This window comes from Streptomyces sp. NPDC001204 (genome assembly GCF_053598035.1).
The window spans coordinates 200,333-226,738 of the sequence record NZ_JBSFJL010000001.1 but is presented as its reverse complement, the minus strand read 5'-3'; the positions used below and the strand labels follow the sequence as shown (position 1 = coordinate 226,738).

Genomic DNA, 26,406 nt, shown 5'->3' with positions numbered 1-26,406 from the left:
GTGAGGATCTTCGGCAAGGGACGGCACCGGCCCTCCGCCTCCTGGCGGCAGGCCACCGACCGGGCGTTCACGCTGATCGGCGACGGCCGGTACGAGGACGCGGGCGCGCTGCTGACACGCGCCGCCGACCTGGAGCCCTGGCTGGCCGAGTCCTGGTTCAACCTCGCCCTGCTGCACAAGTTCCGGCACGACTGGGAGCAGGCGAGGGCGGCCGGCCTGCGGGCCGTGGCCCTGCTGGAGAAGGAGACCGGGGCGCCCGACTGGTGGAACGTCGGCATCGCCGCCACCGCCCTCCAGGACTGGCCGCTGGCCCGGCGGGCCTGGCAGGCGTACGGACTGAAGGTGCCCGGGGGCGCGGCCGCCGCCGGGGAGCCGATGGGCATGGAACTGGGCAGCGCGGCCGTGCGGCTGTCGCCGGAGGGCGAGGCCGAGGTGGTCTGGGGCCGGCGCCTGGATCCGGCCCGGATCGAGGTGCTGTCCATCCCGCTGCCCTCCTCGGGGCGGCGCTGGGGCGAGGTCGTACTGCACGACGGCGTGCCCCACGGGGAGCGGACCACCGCGGCCGGCCACACCTACCCCGTGTTCGACGAGATCGAGCTGTGGGCGCCCTCGCCGGTGCCCACCTGGGTGGTCCTGCTGGAGGCCGCCACCGAGGCCGATCGGGACGCGCTGGAGCAGCTCGCCGCCGACGCCGGCTTCGCGGCCGAGGACTGGTCGTCGTCCGTACGGCTGCTGTGCCGGATGTGCTCGGAGTCGCGGATGCCGTCCGACGAGGGCGACGGCGTGCACCTCGATCCGCACGACCACAGCGAGCCGGGGCACCCCGGACCGCTCGGGCACCGCACCGACGGGCAGCTGTGGGTGCCGGAGCGGGAGTGCGGAGTGGCCGCTCCGGCTTCCCTGGTCCGCGGGCTGCTGGACGGGTGGGTGGCCGACAGCCCGGACTCGCGGGACTGGCGGGATCTGGAAGAGGTCTGTTGAGGACGCCGCTCCGCCCCGGGCCCGCGTGCGGGCCCGTTCTGGCCGGCGGGGTCCTGCCGGCACAGTCGCATATCGGACAGTCCTGGGCCGGGGCGGGGGCGCGGGCCCCGTACCCTGTATCAGAATTCACTCCCCGTTCTTGTCAGGAAGGCGTACGTCGGTCATGGCGCAGCAGGACACCGATCAGCAGCACCCGGGCGTGCTCCCCGTCGACGACGAGGGGTACGTCGTCGACACGGAGGACTGCGAGGAGCGCGAGACGGCCTGGCGTGAGCGCGGCACCTCCCGGCCGATCACGGTCGTCGGGAACCCCGTGCTGCACAAGGAGTGCAAGGACGTCACCGACTTCGGCGAGGAGCTCCAGCAGCTGGTCGCCGACATGTTCGCCAGCCAGCACACCGCCGAGGGCGTGGGCCTGGCCGCCAACCAGATCGGCGTGGACCTGAAGGTCTTCGTCTACGACTGCCCGGACGACGAGGGCGCCCGGCACGTCGGGGTCGTCTGCAACCCCCGGCTGGTCGAGCTGCCCGCCGAGCGGCGCCGGCTGGACGACAGCAACGAGGGCTGCCTGTCCGTGCCCACCGCCTACGCTCCGCTCGCCCGCCCCGACTACGCCGAGGTGACCGGGCAGGACGAGCAGGGCAACCCGATCAAGGTGCGGGGCACCGGCTACTTCGCGCGGTGCCTCCAGCACGAGACGGACCACCTCTACGGCTACCTCTACATCGACCGGCTCTCCAAGCGCGAGCGCAAGGACGCCCTGCGGCAGATGGCCGAGAACGAGCCGCGCTACCCCGTGGTCGCCAACGACTGATCCCCTGCCGCCCGTTGGGGCGCGAGTGGCCCGTGCGCACGGCGCCCGACCGGAACGTCCGGCCGGGCGCCGTACTTGTGTCCGCCACGCATTCGACCCCTTGTGCGCTTCTGGTGATTCGTAATCAGTCACACAAGGGGAGATTCTCGGCATCCCGGGGTGATGAATGGAGCAAATCCATTCCCAGAACGGTCAGTTGTGGTGCTGAATGGGGGTGCGGGGATACGCGACGGCGTGCGCCCGGCACGGCGGAAGGGTGTGCGCCACCGGCGGCTGAGAGGGGTTTGTTCGTGCCAGCTTTCCCATACAGCACCACACCGACAACGACAGCGGTCGTAGTCCCACCAACGCTCGCGCTTCCGGTGATCGAGGCCGAGTTTCCCAGGCAGTTGCACGGGTATTGGCCCCAACTCCAGGAGAAGACACGCGGCTGGCTGCTGGAAAAGCGGCTCATGTCCGCGGACAAGGTGGAGGAACACGTCGACAGCCTCTGCTACACGGACCTCATGGCGGGGTACTACATCGGCGCCCCCGACGAGGTGGTCCAGGCGATAGCGGACTTCAGCGCGTGGTTCTTCCTCTGGGACGACCGTCAGGACCGCGACGTCGTCCACGGGCGGCCGGCGGCCTGGGAGCGGCTGTGCCACGCGCTGCACACGGCCCTGGACTCCCCCCAGGACCACCTGCACCACCAGGACGCCCTGGTCGCGGGGTTCGCGGACAGTGTGCTGCGCTTCTACTCGTTCCTGTCGGCGCGGTGGAACGCCCGCTTCGCGCGGCACTTCCACGCGGTGATCGACGCCTACGACCGGGAATTCCAGAACCGCATCGGGGACGTTGTGCCCACGGTCGAGGAATATCTCGCGCTGCGCCGGTTCACCTTCGCCCACTGGATCTGGACCGACCTGCTGGAGTCGAGCGCCGGCTGTGAACTCCCGGACTCCGTCCGGAAGAATCCCGCGTACCGGCGTCCGGCGCTGCTCAGTCAGGAATTCGCCGCCTGGTACAACGATCTGTGCTCGCTGCCCAAGGAAATGGCGGGCGACGAAGTGCACAATCTCGGGATCAGTCTCGTCAAACACGACGGGCTGAGCCTGGAGGAGGCGACAGCGGAAATGCGCGGGCGCATCGAGGAATGTGTATCCGAATTCCTGCTCGCGGAGCAGGAGGGATTGATCTTCGCCGACGGCCTCGCGGACGGCACGGTACGGGGAAAGGAACTGAGCGCCGCCGCAAGGGCGTGCCTCGGCAACATGCGGAACTGGTTCAGTTCCGTCTACTGGTTCCACCACGAGTCCGGCCGGTACATGGTCGACAACTGGGAGGACCCGGCCACACCCCCGTACGTCGACAACGAAGGGGCGGGTGGGAAATGACCGCCGAATCAGTGCAGTCGGAAACCCGGCACAACGCCCCGGGACCACAGGAACCACCGGTGGCCGGGGGCGGGGTGCCGCTTCTCGGCCACGGTCTGAAACTGGTCCGCGATCCGCTGGCCTTCATGTCCCAACTGCGCGACCACGGCGACGTCGTCCGGCTCAAGCTCGGCCCGAAGACGGTCTACGCCGTCACCACGCCCGCCCTCACCGGCGCGGTGGCCCTCAGCCCCGACTACATCATCTCCGGCCCGCTGTGGGAGTCCTTGGAGGGCCTGGTCGGCAAGGAGGGGGTGGCCACCTCCAACGGCGCGCTGCACCGGCGCCAGCGCCGCACCATCCAGCCCGCGTTCCGGCTCGACGCCATCCCCGCCTACGGGCCGGTCATGGAGGAGGAGGCGCACGCGCTGACCGAGCGCTGGCGGCCCGGGGAGACGATCGACTGCGCCTCGGAGGCCTTCCGGATCGCCGTGCGGATCGCGGCCCGCTGCCTGCTGCGCGGCCGGTACATGGACGAGTGCGCCGACCGGTTGTGCGACGCGCTGGCCACCGTCTTCCGCGGGATGTACCAGCGGATGGTGGTGCCGCTCGGGCCGCTGTACCGGCTGCCGCTGCCGGCCAACCGCGAATTCAACCGGGCGCTCGCCGATCTGCATCTCCTCGTCGACGAGATCATCGCCGAGCGCCGGGCGTCCGGCCGGAATCCGGACGATTTGCTGACGGCATTGCTGACGGCCGAGGACGACAATGGCGAGCCCATCGGGGAACAGGAGATCCACGACCAGGTGGTCGCGATACTCACCCCGGGCAGCGAAACGGTGGGCGCCACGATCATGTGGCTGCTCCGAGTGCTCGCGATACACCCGGAACACGGTGACCGGATCCGTGCGGAGGTCGAATCCGTCACCGGCGGCCGCCCGGTCGGATTCGACGACGTCCGCAGACTCACCCACACCAACAATGTCATCGTGGAGACGATGCGTTTGCGGCCGGCCGTATGGGTATTGACGCGGCGGGCGGTGACCGAGACCGAACTCGGTGGCTATCGCATTCCGGCCGGGGCCGACATCATCTACAGCCCGTACGCCGTCCAGCGAGATCGGCGCTCGTATCCGGACAACCTGGAGTTCGACCCCGACCGCTGGCTTCCTGAACGCGCCAAGGACGTACCGAAATACGCCATGAGCCCGTTCAGCGTGGGCAACCGCAAGTGCCCCAGCGATCACTTCTCGATGGCGCTTTTGAGTCTGTTCACCGCCGCGGTGGCGACGAAGTTCCGCTTCGAGGAGGCTCCCGGTTCGGACGGCACGCCCCGGGTCGGCATCACCCTGCGCCCGGAGAGGATGCTGGTGCGGCCGGTGCTCAGGTGACGTGAGCGGCACGGCGCGCGTTCAGGCGGCCTGCGGGCCCCGGAACGCGCGCCGGTAGGAGTTCGGGGTGGTGCCCAGCGCGCGGACGAACTGGTGCCGCAGCGCCGCCGCGGTCCCGAACCCCGTACGGTCCGCGATCGTGTCCATGGTCTCGTCCGTCGCCTCCAGCAACCGCTGTGCCAGCAGCACGCGTTGGCGCAGCAGCCAGCGGTACGGAGTGGTACCCGTCTCCTGCTGGAAGCGGCGGGCGAAGGTCCGCGGCGACATATGGGCGCGGGCGGCGAGCTGTTCGACGGTGACCTCCTGGTCGAGGTGCTCCTCCATCCAGACCAGCACCTCGCCGATGGTGTCGCAGGAGGACTTCGGCAGCGGCCGCTCGATGTACTGGGCCTGCCCGCCGTCGCGGTGCGGGGGCACCACCATCCGCCGGGCGATCTTGTTGGCGACCTCCGGGCCCTGTTCCTTGCGCACGATGTGCAGGCAGGCGTCGATGCCGGAGGCGGTGCCGGCCGAGGTGATCACCGGGTCCGCGTCCACGTACAGCACGTCCGGCTCGACCACCGCCCGGGGGAAGCGCCGGGCCAGTTCCTCCGCGTGCCTCCAGTGCGCCGCGCAGCGCCGCCCGTCCAGCAGACCGGCGGCGCCCAGCACGAAGACGCCCGAGCAGACGCTGAGCACCCGCGCGCCCCGGTCCACCGCCCGGCGCAGCGCGTCGAGGAGCTCGGGCGGGTAGCCGCGCGAGGTGATGGCGTCGGCGGCCGGCACCGTGATCAGGTCGGCCTCCTCCAGCCGGTCCAGGCCGTGCGGTGTCGAGACCGTGAGGCCGGGGACATGGGTGCTCAGCGCCGGGCCCTCCGCGGAGACGACCGCGAAGTCGTACACCGGCAGTCCCTCGTCACTGCGGTCGAGTCCGAACACCTCGCAGACCACGCCGAGCTCGAAGGGGTGCACTCCGTCCAGCAGCACGGTGGCCACGTTCTTCAGCATGGCTCCAGTGTGCCCCCGTGGTGGCAGGATTTTGAAGGTGTACGGCAGTCCTGCCACTCACGGTAAGGAGCATCCGGCGCCACAGTGGTGTCCATGACCACGACACAGCTGCAAGGACTGATCTCGATGCTCGCCGTCCTGGGACTCCTGGTCCTCATGGTCCTGCCGTCGGTGATCGGCATCGTCCACGACCGACGTGCCGACCGCCGGATCCGCCAGGCCCACGAGGACCGGGAGGCCCGCGAGAGCCGCGACGAGGCTCAGAAGTCCTCGTCCAGGTCGACGGTGCCCTCCACCGCCACCTGGTACGCCGACGGGCGCCGCTCGAAGAAGTTGGTCAGCTCCTGAACGCCCTGGAGCTCCATGAAGGAGAAGGGGTTCTCGGAGCCGTACACCGGAGCGAAGCCGAGGCGCGTCAGGCGCTGATCGGCGACGCACTCCAGGTACTGCCGCATCGAGTCGGTGTTCATCCCCGGGAGGCCGTCACCGCACAGGTCGCGCGCGAACTGCAGCTCGGCCTCGACGGCCTCCCGCAGCATGTCGGTGACCTGCCGCTGGAGGTCGTCGTCGAAGAGGTCCGGCTCCTCCTTGCGCACGGTGTCGACCACGTCGAAGGCGAAGGACATGTGCATCGTCTCGTCACGGAACACCCAGTTGGTGCCGGTGGCCAGACCGTGCAGCAGGCCGCGGCTGCGGAACCAGTAGACGTAGGCGAAGGCGCCGTAGAAGAACAGGCCCTCGATGCACGCGGCGAAGCAGACGAGGTTGAGCAGGAAGCGCCGGCGGTCCGCCTTCGTCTCCAGCCGGTCCAGCTTCTCCACCGAGTCCATCCACTTGAAGCAGAACTCGGCCTTCTCCCGGATGGAGGGGATGTTCTCCACCGCGTCGAAGGCGGCGGCGCGGTCGTCCGGGTCGGGGAGGTAGGTGTCCAGCAGCGTCAGATAGAACTGGACGTGCACGGCCTCCTCGAACAGCTGCCTGCTCAAGTACAGGCGTGCCTCGGGGGAGTTGATGTGCTTGTAGAGCGTGAGCACCAGGTTGTTGGCGACGATCGAGTCGCCCGTCGCGAAGAACGCGACCAGCCGGCCGATGAGGTGCTGCTCGCCCGGGGTCAGCTTGGCGAGGTCGGCGACGTCCGAGTGGAGGTCGACCTCCTCCACGGTCCAGGTGTTCTTGATGGCGTCCCGGTAGCGCTCGTAGAAGTCGGGGTAGCGCATCGGGCGCAGGGTCAGCTCGAAGCCCGGGTCGAGCAGGTTCTGGCGTCGGTCGGTGCTGGTCATCACTGGCAGGCCTCGCAGGACTCGGGGTTCTCAAGGGAGCAGGCGATCGCGTCGGCGTCCGGCGCCGCCTGCTGGACGGGGACGGTGGCGGGAGCCTGCGCCCGGGCGGCGCGGGCGATGCGGGTCGCCGGGCGGGAACGCAGGTAGTACGTCGTCTTCAGGCCCTGCTTCCAGGCGTAGGCGTACATCGAGGAGAGCTTGCCGATGGTCGGCGTCTCCATGAACAGGTTCAGGGACTGGGACTGGTCCAGGAACGCGGTGCGGGCCGCGGCCATGTCGATCAGACCGCGCTGCGGGATCTCCCACGCCGTGCGGTACAGCGTCCGCACGTCCTCGGGGATCCAGGCGAAGTCCTGCACCGAGCCGTTCGCCTCGCGCAGCGCCTCGCGGGTGCGGGCGTCCCAGACGCCGAGCGCCTTCAGATCGTTCACCAGGTACGAGTTGACCTGCAAGAACTCCCCGGAGAGCGTCTCGCGCTTGAAGAGGTTGGAGACCTGCGGCTCGATGCACTCGTACACGCCCGCGATCGAGGCGATGGTCGCGGTCGGGGCGATGGCGAGCAGCAGCGAGTTGCGCATGCCGACGGCGGCGATCCGCTCGCGCAGCGCCGCCCAGCGCTCCGGCCAGGTCAGCTCGACGTCGTAGTGGTCGGAGTGCAGCACGCCCCGGGCGGTACGGGTCTTCTCCCACGCGGGCAGTGGGCCGCTGCGCTCGGCGAGGTCGGCGGACGCCTCGTACGCGGCGAGCATGATCCGCTCGGCGATGCGGGTGGACAGGGCCTTCGCCTCCGGGGAGTCGAAGGGCAGCCGCAGCTTGAAGAAGACGTCCTGAAGGCCCATGGCGCCCAGGCCCACCGGCCGCCAGCGGGCGTTGGAGCGGCCCGCCTGCTCGGTCGGGTAGAAGTTGATGTCCACCACGCGGTCGAGGAAGGTGACGGCGGTGCGGACGGTCTCGTCCAGCCGCTCCCAGTCGATGTCACCGCCGGCCACGAACGCGCCGAGGTTGACCGAACCCAGGTTGCACACCGCCGTCTCGCCGTCGTCGGTGACCTCCAGGATCTCCGTGCAGAGGTTGGAGGAGTGGACGACGTGGCCCGGCTGCGCCGTCTGGTTGGCGGTGCGGTTGGCGGCGTCCTTGAAGGTCATCCAGCCGTTGCCGGTCTGCGCGAGGGTGCGCATCATACGGCCGTACAGGTCGCGGGCCGGCATGGTCTTCCTGGCCAGGCCCCGCGCCTCCGCGGCGCGGTACGCGGCGTCGAACTCCTCGCCCCACAGGTCGGTCAGCTCCGGCACGTCCGAGGGGGAGAACAGCGACCACTGCCCGTCGGCGTTCACCCGGCGCATGAACTCGTCCGGGACCCAGTGCGCGAGGTTGAGGTTGTGCGTACGGCGGGCGTCCTCACCGGTGTTGTCGCGCAGCTCCAGGAACTCCTCGATGTCCGAGTGCCAGGTCTCCAGGTAGACCGCGGCGGCACCCTTGCGCCGGCCGCCCTGGTTCACGGCGGCCACCGAGGCGTCCAGGGTCTTCAGGAACGGCACGATGCCGTTGGAGTGCCCGTTGGTGCCGCGGATCAGCGAACCGCGGGAGCGGATGCGGGAGTAGGCGATGCCGATGCCGCCGGCGTGCTTGGACAGCCGCGCGACCTGGAGGTAGCGCTCGTAGATCGAGTCCAGCTCGTCCCTGGGGGAGTCGAGCAGGTAGCAGGACGACATCTGGGGGTGACGCGTACCGGAGTTGAAGAGCGTGGGGGAGGAGGGCAGGTAGTCGAGGCGGCTCATCAGCCCGTAGAGCGCCTCGACCTCGTCGGCCGACCGTGCGGTGTCGTCCTGCGCGAGACCCGCCGCGACCCGCAGCAGGAAGTGCTGCGGCGTCTCGATCACCTTGCGGGTGATCGGGTGCCGCAGCAGGTACCGGCTGTGCAGGGTGCGCAGGCCGAAGTAGCCGAAGCGGTCGTCGGCGCCCGGGTCGATCAGCGCGTCGAGGCGGTCGGCGTACCGGTGTGCGAACTCGGCGGTCCGGTCGGCGAGAAGGCCCTCGCGGTGGCCGACGGCGACGGAGTCGGTGAAGGACACGACGCCCTGGGAGGCGGCCTCGGCGCGGATGGCGAGGGTCAGCAGCCTGGCCGCGAGCCGGGAGTAGGCGGGGTCCTCGGAGATGAGCCCGGCGGCCGCCTCCGTGGCCAGCTCGCGCAACTCGGCCTCGTCGGCCCGTGCCGACCGGCCGCGCAGCGCGGCGGCGGCGACCCGGCCGGGGTCGGCGTCGGGGAGGTCGGCGGTCAGCTCGGTCAGGGTCCGCAGCAGTACGGCACCTGGACCGTCGGTTTCCGGAGCTGTGGCTGAAACCGGGTCTGCTGGCGCGATGGTCACGTTGGAGCTCTCCCTCGCTCGGCACGGGGCCTCGCCGAGGGCAGGGGGCAGCACACGAGCGCACGCGGCGCCGCGTCCACCGGCCCATTCCACGAAGCCCGGACGTCAGGGCACCCGGACCGGACGGCCGGGCGCACTGTCGGCAGGTCCTCGGACTGACGCTCGTGGCGGCCCATGGGGGCATACGCGCACGAGTACACCGTTGCGGGACAGTTCCGGATTCGCACCGGATTCCCCTGCGGCGACAGCGAGCACGAGCATACATCTTGTGCTGAGTGAGTCGGGCACCCCCATATGTTGTGCCGTGTCGCTTCCGGTACGTGTCAGAATGTCAACTCGTAGGTCAGCAGCATGATGTCGTCCAGGTGCGGGAGGGGGTTCCAGTCCCGGCCCGGCGTGCGGACGAAGCCCAGACGCTCGTAGATGCGGTGGGCGGTGTGCATGGAGCTCTGGGTGGACAGCACCACGCGGACACAGCCCTCCACGGCCCGTGCCCGGTCCAGACAGGCCCGTACGAGGGCCTCGCCGACGCCTCGGCCGCGCGCCGCGTGCCCGACCGCGAGCATCCGTATCTCGGTCTCCCCGGGACCGGCGAGGTCGGCCATGGGGCCCGTGCCGGGGACGAAGGTCACGCCGCCGAGCACCTCCCCGTCCGCCACCGCCACCAGTACCTCGGCGGCGGCCGCCCGCTTGGCCACGTCCCGCAGCTCGCCGAGATACTCGTCGCTCTCACCGAAGTCGAGGAGCCCGTCCCGGAGGTAGGCCTGCGCGGTGATCTCACCGAGGGTGCCGTACTCGCCGGGTTCCACCGGCCGGATCACGATGTCCATGCGCCCGAGTGTGCCGCACGGGCACGGCGACGGGCCGCCGGATTTCTCCGGCGGCCCGTCGGATGCGCCTCCTGGTCGTCAGTGCGGGGCCGCCGCCGTGGCCGGCGGGAGTTCCACCTCGACGCCCGGGTCGCCGGCGTCCGCCGTGTAGTCCTCCGGCCGGGTCTCGTCCACGCCCTCAGGCGCCTTGACCGCCCTCAGCACGAGCGTCAGGACCACCGCGACGGCCGCGTTGAGCACGAACGCCGTCAGACCGATGTAGCCGATCTCGCCGATGCCCGGGATCTCCTTCGCCGAGCCGCCGAAGTGCTTCTGCGTCGGCGAGGCGACCCCGTAGGCGGCGACCGTGCCGTAGACCATGCCGACCGCCCAGCCCGCCAGCAGCGCCCAGCGGTGGAACCAGCGGGTGAACAGGCCGCCGACCAGGGCCGGGAAGGTCTGCAGGATCCAGATGCCGCCGAGCAACTGGAAGTTGATGGCGACCGTCTTGTCCATGGTCAGGACGAAGACCAGTGCGCCCACCTTGACCAGCAACGACACGATCTTGGATACCCGGGTCTCCTCCTTCGGCGTCGCGTGCGGGCGGAGGAAGTCCTTGTAGATGTTGCGGGTGAACAGGTTCGCGGCGGCGATCGACATGATGGCCGCCGGCACCAGCGCGCCGATGGCGATCGCCGCGAACGCCACCCCCGCGAACCAGTCCGGGAACATGTTCTCGAACAGCTGCGGAATGGCCAGCTGGCCGTTCTTCACCTGCACGCCCGCCGCGATCGCCATGAAGCCCAGCAGCGCGAGCAGGCCCAGCATCAGCGAGTACAGCGGCAGGATCGTGGTGTTGCGGCGGATCACCTCGCGGCTGCGCGAGGACAGCGTCGCGGTGATCGAGTGCGGGTACATGAACAGCGCGAGCGCGGAACCCAGGGCCAGCGTGGCGTACGTCCACTGGCCGGCCGCCGCCGGCACCAGACCGCCCGTCCCCGACTCGCTGAACTTCTGGTCCGCCTTGGCGAACACCTCGCCGAAGCCGCCCAGCTTGATCGGGATGTAGATGATGGCCACCGCGATCACGATGTAGATCAGGGTGTCCTTCACGAACGCGATCAGCGCGGGCGCGCGCAGTCCCGAGGAGTAGGTGTAGGCCGCCAGCACACCGAAGGCGATCAGCAGCGGCAGGTCCTTCACGAACCAGTGGGTGCTGTCGCCGCCGCCGACGCCCATCACGTCCAGCACGGCCTGGATGCCGACCAGCTGGAGCGCGATGTACGGCATGGTCGCGAGGATGCCGGTGAGCGCCACCGCCAGCGACAGGCTCTTGGAGCCGAACCGGCCGCGGACGAAGTCCGAGGTGGTCACGTATCCGTGCCGGTGGGACACCGACCACAGCCGCGGCAGGAACGTGAAGATCAGCGGGTAGACCAGGATCGTGTACGGCACCGCGAAGAAGCCGGCCGCGCCCGTGGCGTAGACGGCGGCCGGCACGGCCACGAAGGTGTAGGCGGTGTACAGATCGCCGCCGAGCAGGAACCAGGTCACCCAGGTGCCGAACGACCGGCCGCCCAGGCCCCATTCGTCCAGGCTGTGCTCGTTCTCGGCACGACGCCAGCGCGCGGCCAGGAAGCCCATGACGGTGACGAGCAGGAAGAAGAAGAGACAGACGCCGAGCGCGACGCCGTTGACGCCGTCCTTCACTTCACCGCACCCCCGTCCTCGGGCGTGGCGGTACGGGCCGTCCGGGCGGCCCGTACCGTGCGCCGGTCACGCAGCCACAGCCGGTACGCGGTCATCGTCAGGGCCGCGGAGAGGACCACCCACAGCATCTGGTACCAGTAGAAGAACGGGATCCCGATGAACGCCGGATCCGTCTTCGCGTACGACCCCACCCATAACAGCGCCCCGAAGGGGGCGACGAGGCAGAGGGCGATGACGACCCGTAAGGGCGTCACCACCGCTCTGGTGGTTTCCGGGGCATTCGACATGTGGCGACTCCGTCCCCTAGCTGATCACCGGCGAGCGTCCGTGCGGTGCGCAGGCAATCTAGGTCACGGTGTCACACGTGCGGAATCCCTCGCGCGCATCACGCCGCGGACCGCCACGAGATTCTTACGCCGTCACAAGGCCCTTACTCCTGCGGGCGCTTGAGACGGGCCACGAACTTGTAGCGGTCCCCGCGGTAGACCGACCGCACCCACTCCACCGGACGGCCCTCGCGGTCCAGGGAGTGCCGGGACAGCAGCAGCATCGGCAGGCCCACGTCGGTGCCGAGCAGGCCCGCCTCGCGCGGAGTGGCCAGGGAGGTCTCGATGGTCTCCTCGGCCTCGGCGAGATGGACGTCGTAGACCTCGGCGAGGGCGGTGTAGAGGGAGGTGTACTTCACCAGGCTGCGCCGCAGCGCAGGGAAGCGCTTGGCCGACAAATGGGTGGTCTCGATGGCCATCGGCTCGCCGTTGGCCATGCGCAGCCGCTCGATGCGCAGCACCCGCCCCCCGGCGGTGATGTCGAGCAGTTCGGCCAGGCGGTCGTCGGCGGTGACGTAGCCGACGTCCAGCAGCTGCGAGGTCGGCTCCAGGCCCTGGGCGCGCATGTCCTCGGTGTAGGACGTCAGTTGCAGCGCCTGGGAGACCTTCGGCTTGGCGACGAAGGTGCCCTTGCCCTGGATGCGCTCCAGCCGTCCCTCGACGACGAGCTCCTGAAGCGCCTGCCGCACCGTGGTGCGCGAGGTGTCGAACTCGGCCGCCAGGGTCCGCTCCGGCGGGACCGGAGTGCCGGGCGGCAGCGTCTGGGTGATGTCGAGCAGGTGCTTCTTCAGGCGGTAGTACTTGGGCACGCGCGCGGTACGGACGGTCGCCCCACCCTCGTTCTCCGCACTGCTGACGTCGGTGCTCATGCTCCGCCTTCCCGGCTCCAGTGCCGAAGCGGCCGACGTCCCGTCGGCCCCGCTCACATCGTGGCACGGCTTCGCGTGCCGGGTGGTCACCCGTACGCTCCGTGATCTCCTCTGTATACCGTCGTGACTCCGGATGGTCTAGTCCATCACCCCGGCCAGGATCGGTGGTCCACGCGGCCGGCGCGGTCGGCGGGTGGCGTACGGTCGCCACTGGTCCAGTGGAACGCGAGCGTCCATTTTGCCGGACGAACAATGAAAGGTCCCTGCATATCGCGGTCCCATAACGGACCACCTGAGCGGGTCGGCGCACTCTTGACAGCCCTATTGGTCTGGGCCAAGCTCCCCGTACTGGTCTACACCATTGGTCCAGGTCCCGGCCCCACGGGCGGTTACGCCGACGCTCGGATGTCGCTCAACCGCGGGGAGGCAGGGGGGTTTGTGGCATCCCTGAGGAGGGTGGCGTGAAGCGCAAGCTGGTAGCCGCGATCGGTATCGCGGGAATGATGGTCTCCATCGCGGCGTGTGGGGGCGGCAAGGACGACGGGAGCTCCGGCAAGGGCGGCGCCGACGCCAAGGAGCTGACCGTCTGGCTCACCGTGGACGCGCAGAACAACTGGCCCGAGCTGGTCAAGGCGGCCGACGACGCGGTGACGAAGAAGCACCCAGGTCTGAAGATCAAGCACGAGTACTACGGCTGGCCGGACAAGAACACCAAGCTCGATGCGGTCCTCGCCACCGACAAGGCCCCCGACGTGGTCGAGATGGGCAACACCGAGATGCTCGGGTACATGGTCAAGGGTGCCTTCGCCCCCGTCGACCCCGCCGACTTCACCGGATCCGACGCCTGGCTCGACGGCCTGAAGGCCTCGGTGACCTACGACGGCAAGACCTACGGCGTTCCCTACTACGCGGGCGGCCGGGTTGCCAACTGGCGCAAGGACGTCATCGCCGCGGCCGGCGTGAAGTCCGTCCCGAAGACCTACCAGGAGCTCACGGCCGACCTGGACAAGGTTCAGAAGAAGCAGGGTGACAAGTTCAACGCCTGGTACCAGCCCACGCGCGACTGGTACGCGGCCATGTCCTTCGTCTACGACGCCGGCGGCTCCATCGCCAAGGAGGAGGGCGGCCAGTGGAAGGCCAACCTCTCCTCGCCCGAGTCCCTCAAGGGCCTGAACGAGTTCAAGAACGTCGTCGACAAGTACATGCACGGCGACAAGACCAAGGACGAGTCCGACCGTTACATCGTCTACGGCCAGGGCAAGTCCGGCATGATCTTCGGCGCCGCCTGGGAAGGCGCGGCCGCGTCCGACCCGGAGCAGGACAAGACCGGCAAGCTTAAGGACAACAACGAGAACTTCGTGATGCCCGGCCCGTCCGGCAAGAACATGCCGGTCTTCCTCGGCGGCTCCGACCTGGCCGTCCCGGTGAAGTCCAAGGCACAGGCGCTCGCCGCTGAGTGGATCAACGCGTTCACCGGCCCGTCCGGCCAGAAGGGTCTGATGGGCAAGGGCAACCTGCCCAACAACAAGACCGACCTCGCGACGCTGAAGGACGACCCCGCGACGGCGGTCCCGGCCACCGCGGCCGAGTCCAACTGGTTCGTCCCGATGGCCCCGGGCTGGGGTCAGGTCGAGAAGGCCCAGGTGCTGCAGACCATGCTGCAGAACATCGGCACCGGCAAGAAGTCGGTCGAGGCGGCCGCCAAGGAGGCGGACGCCGCGATCGACAAGGTGATCAACACCAAGTGACAGGAACGCGGGGTCCTGCGACCGCAGCGGGGCCCTGCTTCCCGTACGACCGTGCGCCAGCCCGTGCATTCGTACGGGGCTTGGCCTTCGTACGACCTGAGGGACCGCTGAGGAGCGCGCGATGAGTGCCGCAGACACGACCACCCCTGCCAAGGTGCCGCCACCGCGGCAGGCACCGCCACCCGCCGTCCCCGACCGGCCACGGGGACCGCGCACCTCCGGCGGGGCCGCGACGCCGTGGCTGCTGCTCGCGCCCTGCTTGCTGGTTCTGGCCCTGGTCATGGCGTATCCGCTGGCGCGCCTGGTCAGCCTGTCCTTCCAGAAGTTCGGCCAGCCGCAGCTCTGGGGCTTTCAACCGGCCGAGTGGGTCGGGTTCGCCAACTTCACGGGCGTGCTGGGCGACAGCGAGTTCTGGGCGGTCGTCCTGCGCACGATCGTCTTCGCCGCCGGCTGCGTGGTCCTCACCATGGTCGCCGGCATGGCGCTCGCGCTGCTGCTGCAGCGGGTGTCCGGCTGGGTGAAGGTCCTGATCAACATTGTGCTGGTGGCCAGCTGGGGCATGCCCGTCATCGTGGCCACCACGGTCTTCAAGTGGCTCTTCGACTCCGACTACGGTGTCCTCAACGCGCTGCTCAGCAGGCTGCCCGGGATCGACATGGTCGGCCACAACTGGTTCGCGAGCGGCCCCGAGGGACTGGCCGTGATCATGCTCCTGGTGGTGTGGGGCGCCGTGCCCTTCGTCACCATCACGCTCAGCGCGGGCCTGACCCAGGTGCCCAGTGAGCTGGAGGAGGCCGCGCGGCTGGACGGTGCGGGCGCCTGGGGCGTCTTCCGCCATGTCACCCTGCCGATCCTCAAGCCGGTCATCGTGATGCTCACGACCCTGTCGGTGATCTGGGACATGGGGGTCTTCCCGCAGGTGTTCGTGATGCGGGGCGGCCATCCCGAGGCGGAGTTCCAGGTCCTCAACACCTATTCCTACGACCGCGCGTTCGTGGTCAACGACTACGCGCAGGGCTCGGCGATCGCCCTGATCACCGTGTTGCTGCTGCTCGGCGTGGTCGCCGTGTACATGCGCCAGATGCTGAAGATCGGAGAAGTCGAATGAGCGGGACGAGTGCCCTCGCAGCTCCCCGCCGCCGGAGGGGGAGGCTCGGCTGGAACCTGCTCGGCCTGCTCGCCTTCGTCACCGTCGGCTTCCCCTTCTACTGGATGCTCAACACCGCCTTCAAGCCGGCCAAGGACGCCATCGACCCGGACCCGAGCCTGCTGCCCACCGGGCTCTCCCTGGCGAACTTCCGCCGGGCGCTGGACATCGCCGACTTCTGGGGCCCGGTCGGCCGCAGCCTGATCGTGTCGTTGTCGGTGGTGGCGATCGGCGTGGTCGTGGGCATGCTGGCCGCGCTCGCCATCTCCCGCTTCGCCTTCCGCGGCCGCAAGGTCGTGATCGTGGGCATCCTGGCGGTGCAGATGGTGCCGCTGGTCGCCATGATAATCCCGATCTTCCTGCTGCTGAACGACCTTGGGCAGTACGACAAGCTCACCGGTCTGCTCCTCACCTACCTGACCTTCATCCTCCCCTTCACTGTGTGGACGCTGCGCGGCTTCATCGTCAACATCCCCCGGGAACTGGAGGAGGCCGCCATGGTCGACGGCTGCTCCCGCACCGGCGCCTTCATCCGGGTTGTCTTCCCGCTGCTCGCCCCCGGCCTGGTCGCCACCTCGGTCTACGGCTTCATCCAGGCCTGGAACGAGTACCTGTACGCCCTCATGCTGCTCAGCCAGGAGCACCAGACCGCGACGGTCTGGCTCGCCAACTTCACCACCAAGCACGGCACCGAATACGCCCCGATGATGGCCGGAGCCACGATGATGGCCATACCGATCGTCGTCCTGTTCCTGCTCGTCCAGCGCAAGATGGCCGCGGGCCTGACCGCGGGCGCCGTGAAGGGATAACGCCACCCGATGACGACAATCGCCAGCGGCACCGACACACTCACCCGCGACGCGCTGACGGTCCTCCAGCCCGGCTTCACCGGGACCACGGCCCCCGACTGGCTGCTCCGGCGCCTGGGTGAGGGCCTGTCCTCGGTCGGACTGTTCGGCCGGAACATCGCCTCGCCCGAACAACTGGCCGCCCTCACCGCCCAGTTGCGCGCCGAACGCGAGGACGTTCTGGTCGCCATCGACGAGGAGGGCGGCGACGTCACCCGTCTGGAGGTGCGCACCGGCTCCAGCTTCCCCGGCAACCACGCGCTGGGCGCGGTGGACGACGTGGAACTGACCCAGGCCGTCGCCCGCGAACTCGGCAGGCGGCTCGCCGAGTGCGGAGTGAACTTCAACTGGGCGCCCTCCGCGGACGTCAACTCCAACCCCGGCAACCCGGTCATCGGCGTACGGTCCTTCGGGGCCTCCACCGACCTGGTCGCCCGGCACACCGCCGCCTACGTCACCGGCCTCCAGTCCGCGGGGGTCGCCGCCTGCACCAAGCACTTCCCCGGGCACGGCGACACCGCCGTGGACTCCCACCACGCGATGCCCCGCATCGACGTGGGCGCCGAGGTGCTCCAGGAGCGCGAACTGACCCCGTTCCGCGCGGCGATCGCCGCCGGCAGCAAGGCCGTGATGAGCGCCCACATCCTGGTGCCGGCCCTGGACCCGGAGCTTCCGGCAACGTTGTCCCGCCGGGTGCTGACCGACCTGCTGCGCGGCGAACTGGGCTACGAGGGCCTGATCGTCACCGACGGCATGGAGATGCGGGCCATCGCGGACAACTACGGCATCCGGCGTGGCAGCGTCCTGGCCATCGCCGCCGGAGCCGACGCGATCTGCGTGGGCGGCGGACTGGCCGACGACGAGACCGTGACCGGTCTGCGCGACGCCCTGGTCGCCGCGGTCCACTCCGGCGAACTGCCCGAGGAACGGCTGGCGGACGCGGCCGACCGGGTCCGCGCCCTCGCCCGCTGGACCGCCGCGGCCGCGGGCCCGGCCGGAACGCACGGCGACGCCGATCCGGTGGTCGGGCTGCGAGCGGCCCGGCGCGCGCTGCGCGTCACCGCCGCGGAGGGCTTCACCCCGCTCACGGATCCGCCCTACGTCGCCGCCCTCACCCCCGTCGCCAACATCGCCGTCGGCGACGAGACCCCGTGGGGCGTGGCCGCCGAGCTCTGCCGCCTCCTGCCGGGCACCCGGACGGGCAGTTTCGCCGGCGAGGACGCGGGCCGCGCGGCCCTTCAGGAGGCCGGCACCCGGCGTGTGGTGGCCGTCGTCCGCGACGAGCACCGCCACCCCTGGATGGCGGCCGCCCTGGACACCCTGCTCGCGGCCCGCCCGGACACGGTGATCGTCGAGATGGGCGTCCCCCAGGCGCCCCCACGCGGCGCCCTCCACATCGCCACCCACGGCGCGGCCCGCGTCTGCGGCCGAGCGGCGGCGGAGATCATCACGGGCGAGTGAACCACCTGCCGGCGCCCACACCGCCGCTGTCGGCCACTCGACCGCCCGGGTCCGTGCCCCCCGGCGCGCCACCGGTGACACACAGCAGACAGCGGCGCCCTCGTGGGCCAGGAGCGGGGCGGTACTGGTCACTGCGGAACCGGTCCGCGAGGCCTTCCGTAGGCCCGGGAGCCGGGATGTGTTCCTCCGGGCGGACCTGAGCGGTCGTGGCGGGGTCGCGACCACCGCGGCGGGCAGTCCCCGAGACACGGCTGCGCCGGGCGACCGTCCCGCCGGCGGGCGCCGAGCGGGGCCGGCGCCTCCCCGCCCTCATCTCGCCACGAAAGCCCGAGCCGGCACGCCCGGGTCCGCCAGGGAGGAATCCCGGGGCGGGTCGGCCGCCACGCCCGGCTCCCGGCCCTGCGGGAGGCCTCGCGGACCGGGTCCCAGTCGGCCACTTCCCAGGTCAGCCGGAAGGGAACACCTCCCCCGCTCCCGGCCCTGCGGGCCACCTCACCGGCCCGGTCCCGGACCGCGACCGTCCGCGCCGCCAGGGAGAAACACCTCCCCGCTCCGGGCCCTGCGAAAGGCCTCGCGGGCCCGGTCCCAGGCAGTAGCCGCCCGAGCCCGGGGCGAATGCCCCGCCCCGGGTCCGGGGGGCACCAGGCGGCACCCACCCGGGCTCCCCGGGACCGGCACCACCTCGCCCCCTCCCACTCCGCGTAACGCCTCCCGGGCCGGGCCCAGGCAGCGCCCGCCGCCGTGGCGGCACCATGCATGTGAGGTTGCCCCCGCCACGCCTTACGGCGGTCGACGCGGCGACGCCGGCCACCCCCCGCGGGTTGGCCGGCGTCGCCGTGCATCGGTGCCGTGCGAGTGGCTAAATGCCCTGCCAGTCCGGCTTGTTGTTGTAGGCGTGGCGGAAGTAGTCGGCGAGCTTCAGCTTGGACGCGGCGGCCTCGTCGACGACGACCGTCGCGTGCGGGTGGAGCTGGAGTGCCGAGGCGGGGCAGACGGCGGCCAGCGGGCCCTCGACGGTCGCCGCGACCGCGTCCGCCTTGCCCTCGCCCGTCGCCAGCAGCACCAGGTGCCGCGCCTCCAGGATCGTCCCGATGCCCTGCGTGATGACGTGGTGCGGCACCTGGTCGACGTCGCCGTCGAAGAAGCGCGCGTTGTCGGCGCGGGTCTGCTCGGTCAGGGTCTTGATCCGGGTGCGCGAGGCGAGCGACGAACACGGCTCGTTGAACCCGATGTGCCCGTCGGTCCCGATCCCGAGCAGTTGCAGGTCGACACCGCCGGCCTCGGCCAGGGCCCGGTCGTAGGCCGCGCAGGCCGACCGGACGTCCTCGGCGGTGCCGTCGGGGCCGAGGAAGGCGTCCATGCCGATACCGAGGGGCTCCAGCACCTCCCGGCGCAGCACCGAGCGGTAGGACTCGGGGTGGTCGGCGGGCAGCCCCACGTACTCGTCGAGCTGGGCGATCCGCACCCGCGAGATGTCCGCGGCACCGGAGCGCACCTTGGCCGCCAGCGCCTCGTACACGGGCAGGGGAGTGGAGCCCGTGGCCACGCCGAGCAGGGCGTCGGGCTTGCTCCGGAGCAGCCGCTCCATCGCCTCGGCGATGAGTTCGCCGCCCGCTCTGGCATCCGGAACGATGACAACTTCCACGCTGGGCCTGCCGATCTGAGGAGGATCTGAAGGGGACGGACCCGGTAACGGGGGTCGTGTGGTTTAGACCAATCCAAGCCCAATCTAACAGAGTCGAGCCCGTCCGTGCCGGGCTCCTCCACCCGCGTGCCCGAAGCGGTGGGGGCGGTCGCCCGGGGCGGATCGCGACCGGCGTGCGACGGCGTGAGCCGGGCGAAGCCGAGGCTGTCACGGAGATCCACCTCGCCATCCGGCCCCGCCGCCGAGCCGGGCGGGCTAGGCTGCGGGGAGCGCGCCGGGAGATCCGGTCCGCAGGCCGGCCCGGCTCCGTTCCGACCGGTCGTTCGGTGAAGAAAACACAACAACCGCCGTCCCGCACATGGACAGGGCAAGTGGTCTAGTCCAGAATGCTGTGAGACGTCTAGAAGAGCGCACGCGCGCGGCACCGTCCGCGCACGACAGGTGAACGCACGAGCCTCCGTCTTCCCCGCACAGGAAGGCGGACCGAGGACCCGGAGCTCTCTGCCCTGACTGCCCCGGTCCTCATCCTTCGGCCGACCGGGACCGCACGCCCACGGCCGATATTGCTCCGGGCTGCGGTGCCGGGAGGGTTGAGGGTCCCTCTCAGGCGCCGCGGCCCGCGGGTGTCTCCGGGGCCCCGCGCCTCCGCATATTTCAGGACCGTACAAACGCCCGGGTACGCTCGCAGACGTGCCCTCCATGAACGAACTCGTACGCCAGCACACCGCGCTCGACGACTCCGATCTCGAGTGGCTGCACATGCTGGTCTCGGAGTGGCAGCTGCTCTCCGACCTCTCCTTCGCCGACCTCGTCCTGTGGGTCCCCACCCTGGACGGCACCCGGTACGTCTCGGTCGCCCAGATGCGGCCCAACACCGGACCCACCTCCTACCAGAACGACATGGTCGGCCACCTCGTCCCGCGCGGCCGCCGCCCGATGCTGGACGCCGCCCTCGACGAGGGCCGGATCGTGCGGGAGGGCGACCCCGAGTGGCGCGAGGAGGTCCCGGTCCGCGTCGAGTCCATCCCGGTGCGGCGGGAGGGGCGCGTCCTCGGCGTCATCGCGCGCAACACCAACCTGCTGACCGTGCGCACCCCGAGCCGGCTGGAGCTGACGTATCTGCAGAGCGCCTCGGACCTGGCGCAGATGATCGCGGCCGGTTCGTTCCCGTTCCCGGACCAGCAGGTCGACATGGACGCCTCGCCGCGCGTCGGCGACGGCCTGATCCGGCTGGACGCGGACGGCATCGTCCAGTACGCCTCGCCCAACGCGCTCTCCGCCTACCACCGCCTCGGCCTCGCCGCCGACCTCGTCGGCCATCACCTGGGTGAAACCACCGCCGAACTCGCGCCCTCCCGGGCCCCGGTGGACGAGGCGCTGGTGAAGCTGGCGAGCGGCTGGGCGCCCCGGGAGTTCGAGATCGAGGCCCACGACGGCGTGATCCAGTTCCGGGCGATCCCGCTCAAGCCCAAGGGCACGCGCATAGGTTCGCTGGTACTGCTCCGGGACGTGACCGAACTGCGCCGACGCGAACGGGAGTTGATCACCAAGGACGCGACGATCCGGGAGATCCACCACCGGGTCAAGAACAACCTCCAGACGGTGGCGGCCCTGCTCAGGCTTCAGGCCCGGCGCATCGAGTCGGAGCGCGGCCGGGAGGCCCTGGAGGAGGCGGTCCGCCGGGTCGGCTCGATCGCCATCGTGCACGAGACGCTGTCCCAGAACCTGGACGAACGCGTGGAGTTCGACGAGATCGCCGACCGGGTGCTGGCGATGGTCGCCGAGATCTCCCCGGGCAAGGTGACCGGGCGGCGCAGCGGCCGCTTCGGGATCCTGGACGCCGAGGTGGCCACCCCGCTGTCGATGGTGCTGACCGAGGTTCTGCAGAACGCCCTGGAACACGGCTTCGGCGAGGGCGAGACGGGGACGGTGGAGGTCTCCGCGGTCCGCGGCGGCACCTCGCGCGAGGCCCGACTGCTCGTCACCGTGCAGGACGACGGCGTGGGTCTGCCCGACGGCTTCGACCCGCACAGCTCCGGCAACCTCGGCCTCCAGATCGTACGGACCCTGGTCGAGGGGGAGTTGGGCGGAACCTTCGACATGGTGCCGGCCCCGGAGCGCGGCACCCGGGTGATCCTCGACATTCCCGTGCAAGCGCACAAGTAGCCCGCACAGCAAAGAGCCTCGGACCGAAAATCGGTCCGAGGCCAGTCGCTCGTTGCGGCTTGTGTGCGCATCGGGGGTACTGCGCGCTGCGGCTCGGGGGCGGGAGATGCGTACTCGCTGTACGCGCCGCCAAGCTCAGGCTGTCAGCGGGGTGGCTGTGGTCAGGCGGAGGCCTGACGAGCCCGGTTGCGGGCGGCGCGGCGCTTCATCGCGCGGCGCTCGTCCTCGCTGAGACCACCCCAGACGCCGGAGTCCTGACCGGACTCGAGCGCCCACTGCAGGCACTGCTCCATAACCGGGCAGCGACGGCAGACGGCCTTGGCTTCCTCGATCTGCAGCAGCGCAGGACCGGTGTTGCCGATGGGGAAGAACAGCTCGGGGTCTTCCTCGCGGCAAACGGCGTTGTGACGCCAGTCCATGGCTGCTACCTCTCTTGGTGTTACGTGCGGTTGCTTGTGAATGTGAACGCTTTCACGAATCCCTCAACAAGGGAAGGGCCGACTGCCAGGTTCCCTGGCGTGGTCCTGTGATTTGGAGAGGGGTTCCGGTGACCTCTGGGGCCCGTGTGGTGGGCCGCCCCGATCACCACGTAGAGACTCGCAAACCTCAGCGGCGGATACAACCCCTTCCGGAAAGTTTTTTTTGATTCCTCGGTGTCGACTAGGTCACAGCCGTACTTCCATGGGGTGGATCCTGGCCTAAACGTTCGAGTGAAAGGACTTTGGGCCCTTCTACTCACACAATCACACGCAGTGCACGGCGTACGCCTGTGAACGTCACGCTTCTACGCAGCCCCAGGTGGTCACCGTCCATCTGGAGGGGGAGCGGCACCTTCGAATGCAAGGTGAAGCGGCTCAGATCGTGCAGGGAGGCCGCATGCCTGCCGTAGGGGCCGCGCTCGGGGGACGAAGTGAGCAACTGGGTGCCATACCGGGCAACCGCGGCGGTGGACAGACGGCTGAGACCGAGCACGTCGAGCCCGGTATCGAACGAGGCCTTAGGCGACGTGTACATCGGGCGATTGCCGAGATACGTCCACGGCGAGGTGTTCGAGACTATCGCCACCACCAGCTCGGTGAGCGGGTCCTTCCCGGGCCGCTCCAGGGTGATCGTCCCGTGCCGGCGGCTCGGCTCCCCGAGGAACTGGCGGATCACCTGCCGTACGTACAGGGCGTGCGTGGACTTCTTGCCGCGCTCGCGCTGCTGTTCCACCCGGCCGACCACGCCGGCGTCGAAGCCGAGCCCGGCGTTGAAGGTGAACCAGCGTTCCGGCACCGCCGCGTCGTCGGTGCCGGGCGTGCCCGAGGCCAGCCCCAGGCCGACCGTGCGCTCGCCGCCCCGGCGCAGGGCGTCCAGGATGGCGCCAGTGGCCTCCACGGCGTCGTTGGGCAGGCCCAGGGCGCGGGCGAAGACGTTGGTGGAACCGCCGGGCACCACCGCCAGGCGCGGCAGGCGCTCGGGATCCGGGCCGCGGTGCAGCAGGCCGTTGACGACCTCGTTGACCGTGCCGTCGCCGCCGAGGGCCACCACCATGTCGATGTCGTCGCTGTCAGCGGCCTGCCGGCCCAGATCGCGGGCGTGGCCGCGGTACTCGGTGGTGACCGCGTCCAGCTTCATCTCGCTGGCGAGCGCGTGGATCAGGACGTCGCGCGTACGTGCGCTTGTGGTGGTTGCCGCCGGGTTGACCACGAGTAGTGCACGCATGAGGTGCAGCGTACCTACCGGACAGTACCGGCCCCACCCCGAGGTAGGGATCCGGTAAGAGACAGGGACGTGAGCCTGCACACGGTGCTCCGTGCCGCGAGGGCTACGCTGCTGGGGTGAGCAGTGACCGCAACCCCACCCCCAGGACCACGGACGGCACGGACGCCCCGGACACAGCGGGTCCGCGCCCGCGCCGGCTGACGTACGCGGCGGCGCTTGCCGCGCTGGAAGGGCTCGTGCTGGTGGCCGGCGGGATCTGGTTGCTCGTCGCGGGCATCACCGGCCACGAGGGCGACCGGCAGACCGGGGTCACCGGCGGCATCACGGTGATCGTGCTCGCGCTGCTGCCGCTGCTCGCCGCCCGCGGACTGCTGCTGCGCCGCAGCTGGAGCCGGGGACCCGCGGTCATCACGCAGATCATGGCGCTGCCCGTCGCCTACACCCTGCTGCGGGCCGACGGCGCGGCCATCCCGGCCGGCATCGCGCTCGCCGTGGTGGCCGTGGCGTCGCTGGTGCTGCTCGTGAACCCGGAGACGACCAGGGCCCTCGGCATCAAGGGCCCGGGCCGGGCCGAGGAGACCGGGCAGCGATAGCCCTGCGGCCGGCCTCCGCCCCGGCCGTCCCGGTCCCCGCGGTCCTCGCGGCCCTTCCGCTACTCCTCCACCAGCAGCTTCTCCCGCAGCTGGGCCAGTGTGCGGGCCAGCAGCCGGGAGACGTGCATCTGCGAGATGCCGACCTCCTGGGCGATCTGTGACTGGGTCATGTTGCCGAAGAAGCGCAGCAGCAGGATCCGCTTCTCGCGCGGCGGGAGATCCTCCAGCAGCGGCTTCAGCGACTCCCGGTACTCCACGCCCTCCAGCGCCTCGTCCTCGGCGCCGAGGGTGTCCGCGACCGCGGGGGACTCGTCGTCCGTGTCGGGGACGTCCAGTGACAGGGTGGAGTAGGCGTTGGCGGACTCCAGGCCCTCCAGGACCTCCTCCTCGGAGATGGCGAGCTTCTCGGCGAGCTCGTGCACCGTCGGGGAGCGGCCGTGCAGCTGGGACAGCTCGGCCGTCGCGGTGGTCAGTGCCAGGCGCAGCTCCTGGAGCCGGCGCGGCACGCGCACCGCCCAGCCCTTGTCCCGGAAGTGCCGCTTGATCTCGCCGACGACCGTCGGGGTCGCGTACGTGGAGAACTCCACGCCGCGGTCCGGGTCGAAGCGGTCGACGGACTTGATCAGTCCGATGGTGGCGACCTGCGTGAGGTCGTCCAGGGGCTCGCCGCGGTTGCGGAAGCGGCGTGCGAGGTGCTCCACGAGCGGCAGGTGCATGCGGACCAGCTGGTTGCGCAGCTCGGCGTACTGCGGGCTGCCCTCCTTCAGGGAGCGCAGTTCGACGAACATGGCACGCGCCCCGCTGCGGTCCTGAGGGTCGTGCCGCGCGTTGCGCACGATCGGAGCGGCCCGCGACCCGTCCTCGGAGTTTCGCTCGTGCTCGCTCATCGTCCCGCCCGCTGCCCTTCCCCGAGCCCTCGCCTCCTTCCCCGCGCTGTCGCCGGTCTCACCGGTCTCGCCGGTCTCACCGTTCGCGCCTTCGCTCGGACAGGGGGAGTCCCCGTGAGGGGGAGGACCGCCGTGGCCGGCGACCAGCGGCTCGTCCTCCGGGTGCGGCCTGGCCTGCTCGGGGATGCCGTCGATACCGTCCGCCGCGCGCCGGGCCGCGGCCGGACCGCCCCGGGCTGCCCCGCCCGGGGCTCCGGTCCCGTCCGCGCGCGCGGGAGTCCCGCCCTCGGCCGGCATCTCCCGTGTGCCGCGCTCTTCGTCCCGCACCGGCCCGTCCCCGTTCCTCACGCCGGCCCGGGTCCCGCGCCGCGCTGTTTGTAGAGGCTGATCGACACGGTCCTGTCGTCGTCCACGGCGGAGGAGACCTTGCCCGCGAGGGCGGACAGGACGGTCCAGGCGAACGTGTCCCGCGAAGGCGCGTGACCGTCCGTCGTCGGGGCCGAGACGGTGACCTCGAGCGAGTCGTCGACCAGCCGGAAGACACAACTGAGCACCGAGCCGGGCACGGCCTGCTGGAGCAGGATCGCGCAGGCCTCGTCCACCGCGATGCGCAGGTCCTCGATCTCGTCGAGGGTGAAGTCCAAACGGGCCGCGAGACCGGCCGTGGCCGTCCGCAGCACCGACAGGTAGGCACCCGCAGCCGGCAGCCGGACCTCCACGAAGTCCTGGTTCGCCGCGGGCTCGCCTGCGATCTGGGACACCCTCACCTCCAAGGTGGTACAAGCTCTCTCAGGGCCGGGGGCATCCCCCCGGGACAACGCGATACATGGTTCAGCGGTGACGCTACCGCGCGCTCGGCCTTCCTGTCCCGGGGCCCCATCCCCACTGCTGTCACTCATAGTAAAGCTACGGATACGCTCCGTGGCTAGGGGTTCTGCGGGCCCAAATGGGAACGGCGGGCGCCGGGTTGACGTACCCAGACGTCAGACGGTCGAACCGTCCCCGATTCCGGTCACACCAGTACGTGGTCCACGAAGCACCAACGCCAGTCCTCGCCGGGCTCGAAGGTCCGCATCACCGGGTGTCCGGTGTCCTTGTGGTGCTTGGTCGCATGCTGTCCCGGCGACGAGTCGCAGCATCCGACGTGACCACAGGACAGGCACAGCCGCAACTGCACCGGATGCGTGCCCTCCGCCAGGCACTCCGGACACGTCTCGCTCACGGGGCCGGGCTCCGGATGCGGCAGCGTGCCGGCGTGCGTGCACTGTTTCATGATTGCCAGATTACGACGGGCGTGCGGGTGACCGCGCGGAAAGCGG

At 70.3% G+C, this 26,406-nt stretch carries 24 protein-coding genes and 1 riboswitch; of the genes, 11 read left to right on the top strand and 13 right to left on the bottom strand.

Going from position 1 to position 26,406, the window contains the following annotated elements; genetic code table 11:
- The 4 genes from ACWC91_RS01040 to ACWC91_RS01025 all read left to right on the top strand — a co-directional run bounded on the left by ACWC91_RS01040 (nt 1) and on the right by ACWC91_RS01025 (nt 4,541).
- A complete protein-coding gene (locus tag ACWC91_RS01040) occupies nt 1-981 on the top strand; it encodes a tetratricopeptide repeat protein (RefSeq protein ID WP_225075496.1) in 981 nt (326 codons plus the stop codon).
- A 163-nt stretch (nt 982-1,144) separates the two neighbouring features.
- Nucleotides 1,145-1,795 carry a peptide deformylase gene (gene def / locus ACWC91_RS01035; RefSeq protein ID WP_450640509.1) on the top strand — a complete coding sequence of 217 codons (651 nt, stop codon included), beginning with the start codon at nt 1,145-1,147 and terminating at the stop codon, nt 1,793-1,795.
- Between the two features lie 290 nt (nt 1,796-2,085).
- A complete protein-coding gene (gene cyc1, locus ACWC91_RS01030) occupies nt 2,086-3,171 on the top strand; it encodes an epi-isozizaene synthase (RefSeq protein WP_225075498.1) in 1,086 nt (361 codons plus the stop codon).
- On the top strand, nt 3,168-4,541 hold the full coding sequence (locus ACWC91_RS01025) for a bifunctional albaflavenone monooxygenase/terpene synthase (RefSeq protein ID WP_225075499.1): 1,374 nt from the start codon (nt 3,168-3,170) through the stop codon (nt 4,539-4,541). The genes cyc1 and ACWC91_RS01025 overlap by 4 nt, the downstream gene beginning before the upstream one ends.
- 21 nt (nt 4,542-4,562) lie before the next feature.
- Here ACWC91_RS01025 and ACWC91_RS01020 read toward each other — a convergent pair whose 3' ends face one another.
- Nucleotides 4,563-5,528 carry a helix-turn-helix domain-containing protein gene (locus ACWC91_RS01020; protein WP_225075500.1) on the bottom strand — a complete coding sequence of 322 codons (966 nt, stop codon included), beginning with the start codon at nt 5,526-5,528 and terminating at the stop codon, nt 4,563-4,565.
- A gap of 93 nt (nt 5,529-5,621) precedes the next feature.
- On the opposite strand from ACWC91_RS01020, the gene ACWC91_RS01015 reads away from it, so the two are divergent.
- Nucleotides 5,622-5,876 carry a hypothetical protein gene (locus tag ACWC91_RS01015; RefSeq protein ID WP_225075501.1) on the top strand — a complete coding sequence of 85 codons (255 nt, stop codon included), beginning with the start codon at nt 5,622-5,624 and terminating at the stop codon, nt 5,874-5,876.
- Here ACWC91_RS01015 and ACWC91_RS01010 read toward each other — a convergent pair.
- The 6 genes from ACWC91_RS01010 to ACWC91_RS00985 all read right to left on the bottom strand — a co-directional run bounded on the left by ACWC91_RS01010 (nt 5,789) and on the right by ACWC91_RS00985 (nt 12,888).
- Complete coding sequence (locus ACWC91_RS01010; protein WP_225075502.1) at nt 5,789-6,808, bottom strand: ribonucleotide-diphosphate reductase subunit beta; 1,020 nt, start codon at nt 6,806-6,808, stop codon at nt 5,789-5,791. The two genes, ACWC91_RS01015 and ACWC91_RS01010, sit on opposite strands and share 88 nt — an antisense overlap.
- Nucleotides 6,808-9,174 carry a ribonucleoside-diphosphate reductase subunit alpha gene (locus tag ACWC91_RS01005; RefSeq protein WP_450640511.1) on the bottom strand — a complete coding sequence of 789 codons (2,367 nt, stop codon included), beginning with the start codon at nt 9,172-9,174 and terminating at the stop codon, nt 6,808-6,810. Before ACWC91_RS01005 ends, ACWC91_RS01010 begins: the two co-directional genes overlap by 1 nt.
- 124 nt (nt 9,175-9,298) lie before the next feature.
- A riboswitch (cobalamin riboswitch) is annotated at nt 9,299-9,435 on the bottom strand.
- 62 nt (nt 9,436-9,497) lie between these two features.
- Nucleotides 9,498-10,004, bottom strand: coding sequence for a GNAT family N-acetyltransferase (locus tag ACWC91_RS01000; RefSeq protein ID WP_225075504.1), 507 nt, complete (start codon nt 10,002-10,004; stop codon nt 9,498-9,500).
- Between the two features lie 78 nt (nt 10,005-10,082).
- A complete protein-coding gene (mctP, locus tag ACWC91_RS00995) occupies nt 10,083-11,693 on the bottom strand; it encodes a monocarboxylate uptake permease MctP (RefSeq protein ID WP_450640513.1) in 1,611 nt (536 codons plus the stop codon).
- Complete coding sequence (locus ACWC91_RS00990; protein ID WP_450640515.1) at nt 11,690-11,980, bottom strand: DUF3311 domain-containing protein; 291 nt, start codon at nt 11,978-11,980, stop codon at nt 11,690-11,692. Before ACWC91_RS00990 ends, mctP begins: the two co-directional genes overlap by 4 nt.
- Before the next feature lie 143 nt (nt 11,981-12,123).
- Entirely contained in the window at nt 12,124-12,888 is a 765-nt protein-coding gene (locus ACWC91_RS00985) for a GntR family transcriptional regulator (protein WP_225075507.1), read from the bottom strand.
- A gap of 461 nt (nt 12,889-13,349) precedes the next feature.
- Between ACWC91_RS00985 and ACWC91_RS00980 the strand changes: the two genes are divergently transcribed.
- From ACWC91_RS00980 to ACWC91_RS00965, 4 genes are all read left to right on the top strand, one after another.
- Nucleotides 13,350-14,636, top strand: coding sequence for an extracellular solute-binding protein (locus tag ACWC91_RS00980; protein ID WP_450640517.1), 1,287 nt, complete (start codon nt 13,350-13,352; stop codon nt 14,634-14,636).
- Between the two features lie 121 nt (nt 14,637-14,757).
- Complete coding sequence (locus tag ACWC91_RS00975) at nt 14,758-15,744, top strand: carbohydrate ABC transporter permease (protein WP_225075509.1); 987 nt, start codon at nt 14,758-14,760, stop codon at nt 15,742-15,744.
- On the top strand, nt 15,741-16,592 hold the full coding sequence (locus ACWC91_RS00970; protein ID WP_450640518.1) for a carbohydrate ABC transporter permease: 852 nt from the start codon (nt 15,741-15,743) through the stop codon (nt 16,590-16,592). The genes ACWC91_RS00975 and ACWC91_RS00970 overlap by 4 nt, the downstream gene beginning before the upstream one ends.
- A gap of 9 nt (nt 16,593-16,601) precedes the next feature.
- Complete coding sequence (locus tag ACWC91_RS00965) at nt 16,602-18,092, top strand: glycoside hydrolase family 3 protein (protein ID WP_281156621.1); 1,491 nt, start codon at nt 16,602-16,604, stop codon at nt 18,090-18,092.
- A gap of 859 nt (nt 18,093-18,951) precedes the next feature.
- Here the strand turns inward: ACWC91_RS00965 and nagB are convergent.
- Nucleotides 18,952-19,737, bottom strand: coding sequence for a glucosamine-6-phosphate deaminase (gene nagB / locus ACWC91_RS00960; protein ID WP_281156620.1), 786 nt, complete (start codon nt 19,735-19,737; stop codon nt 18,952-18,954).
- A gap of 699 nt (nt 19,738-20,436) precedes the next feature.
- Between nagB and ACWC91_RS00955 the strand changes: the two genes are divergently transcribed.
- Complete coding sequence (locus ACWC91_RS00955; protein ID WP_141366262.1) at nt 20,437-21,903, top strand: sensor histidine kinase; 1,467 nt, start codon at nt 20,437-20,439, stop codon at nt 21,901-21,903.
- 161 nt (nt 21,904-22,064) lie between these two features.
- Here the strand turns inward: ACWC91_RS00955 and ACWC91_RS00950 are convergent, their stop codons facing one another.
- A complete protein-coding gene (locus ACWC91_RS00950; protein WP_016639615.1) occupies nt 22,065-22,322 on the bottom strand; it encodes a WhiB family transcriptional regulator in 258 nt (85 codons plus the stop codon).
- Between the two features lie 316 nt (nt 22,323-22,638).
- The gene (locus ACWC91_RS00945; RefSeq protein ID WP_281156618.1) at nt 22,639-23,607 is read right to left on the bottom strand and encodes a diacylglycerol/lipid kinase family protein; all 969 of its coding nucleotides are present in this window, start codon (nt 23,605-23,607) and stop codon (nt 22,639-22,641) included.
- 116 nt (nt 23,608-23,723) lie between these two features.
- On the opposite strand from ACWC91_RS00945, the gene ACWC91_RS00940 reads away from it, so the two are divergent.
- On the top strand, nt 23,724-24,200 hold the full coding sequence (locus tag ACWC91_RS00940) for a hypothetical protein (RefSeq protein WP_376503387.1): 477 nt from the start codon (nt 23,724-23,726) through the stop codon (nt 24,198-24,200).
- A gap of 59 nt (nt 24,201-24,259) precedes the next feature.
- Here ACWC91_RS00940 and ACWC91_RS00935 read toward each other — a convergent pair whose 3' ends face one another.
- The 3 genes from ACWC91_RS00935 to ACWC91_RS00925 all read right to left on the bottom strand — a co-directional run bounded on the left by ACWC91_RS00935 (nt 24,260) and on the right by ACWC91_RS00925 (nt 26,360).
- A complete protein-coding gene (locus ACWC91_RS00935; RefSeq protein ID WP_374113905.1) occupies nt 24,260-25,435 on the bottom strand; it encodes an RNA polymerase sigma factor SigF in 1,176 nt (391 codons plus the stop codon).
- A complete protein-coding gene (locus ACWC91_RS00930; protein ID WP_141358499.1) occupies nt 25,432-25,848 on the bottom strand; it encodes an ATP-binding protein in 417 nt (138 codons plus the stop codon). The genes ACWC91_RS00935 and ACWC91_RS00930 overlap by 4 nt, the downstream gene beginning before the upstream one ends.
- Nucleotides 25,849-26,099: 251 nt before the next feature.
- On the bottom strand, nt 26,100-26,360 hold the full coding sequence (locus ACWC91_RS00925; RefSeq protein ID WP_225075516.1) for a UBP-type zinc finger domain-containing protein: 261 nt from the start codon (nt 26,358-26,360) through the stop codon (nt 26,100-26,102).
- Between the last annotated feature and the right edge of the window lie 46 nt (nt 26,361-26,406).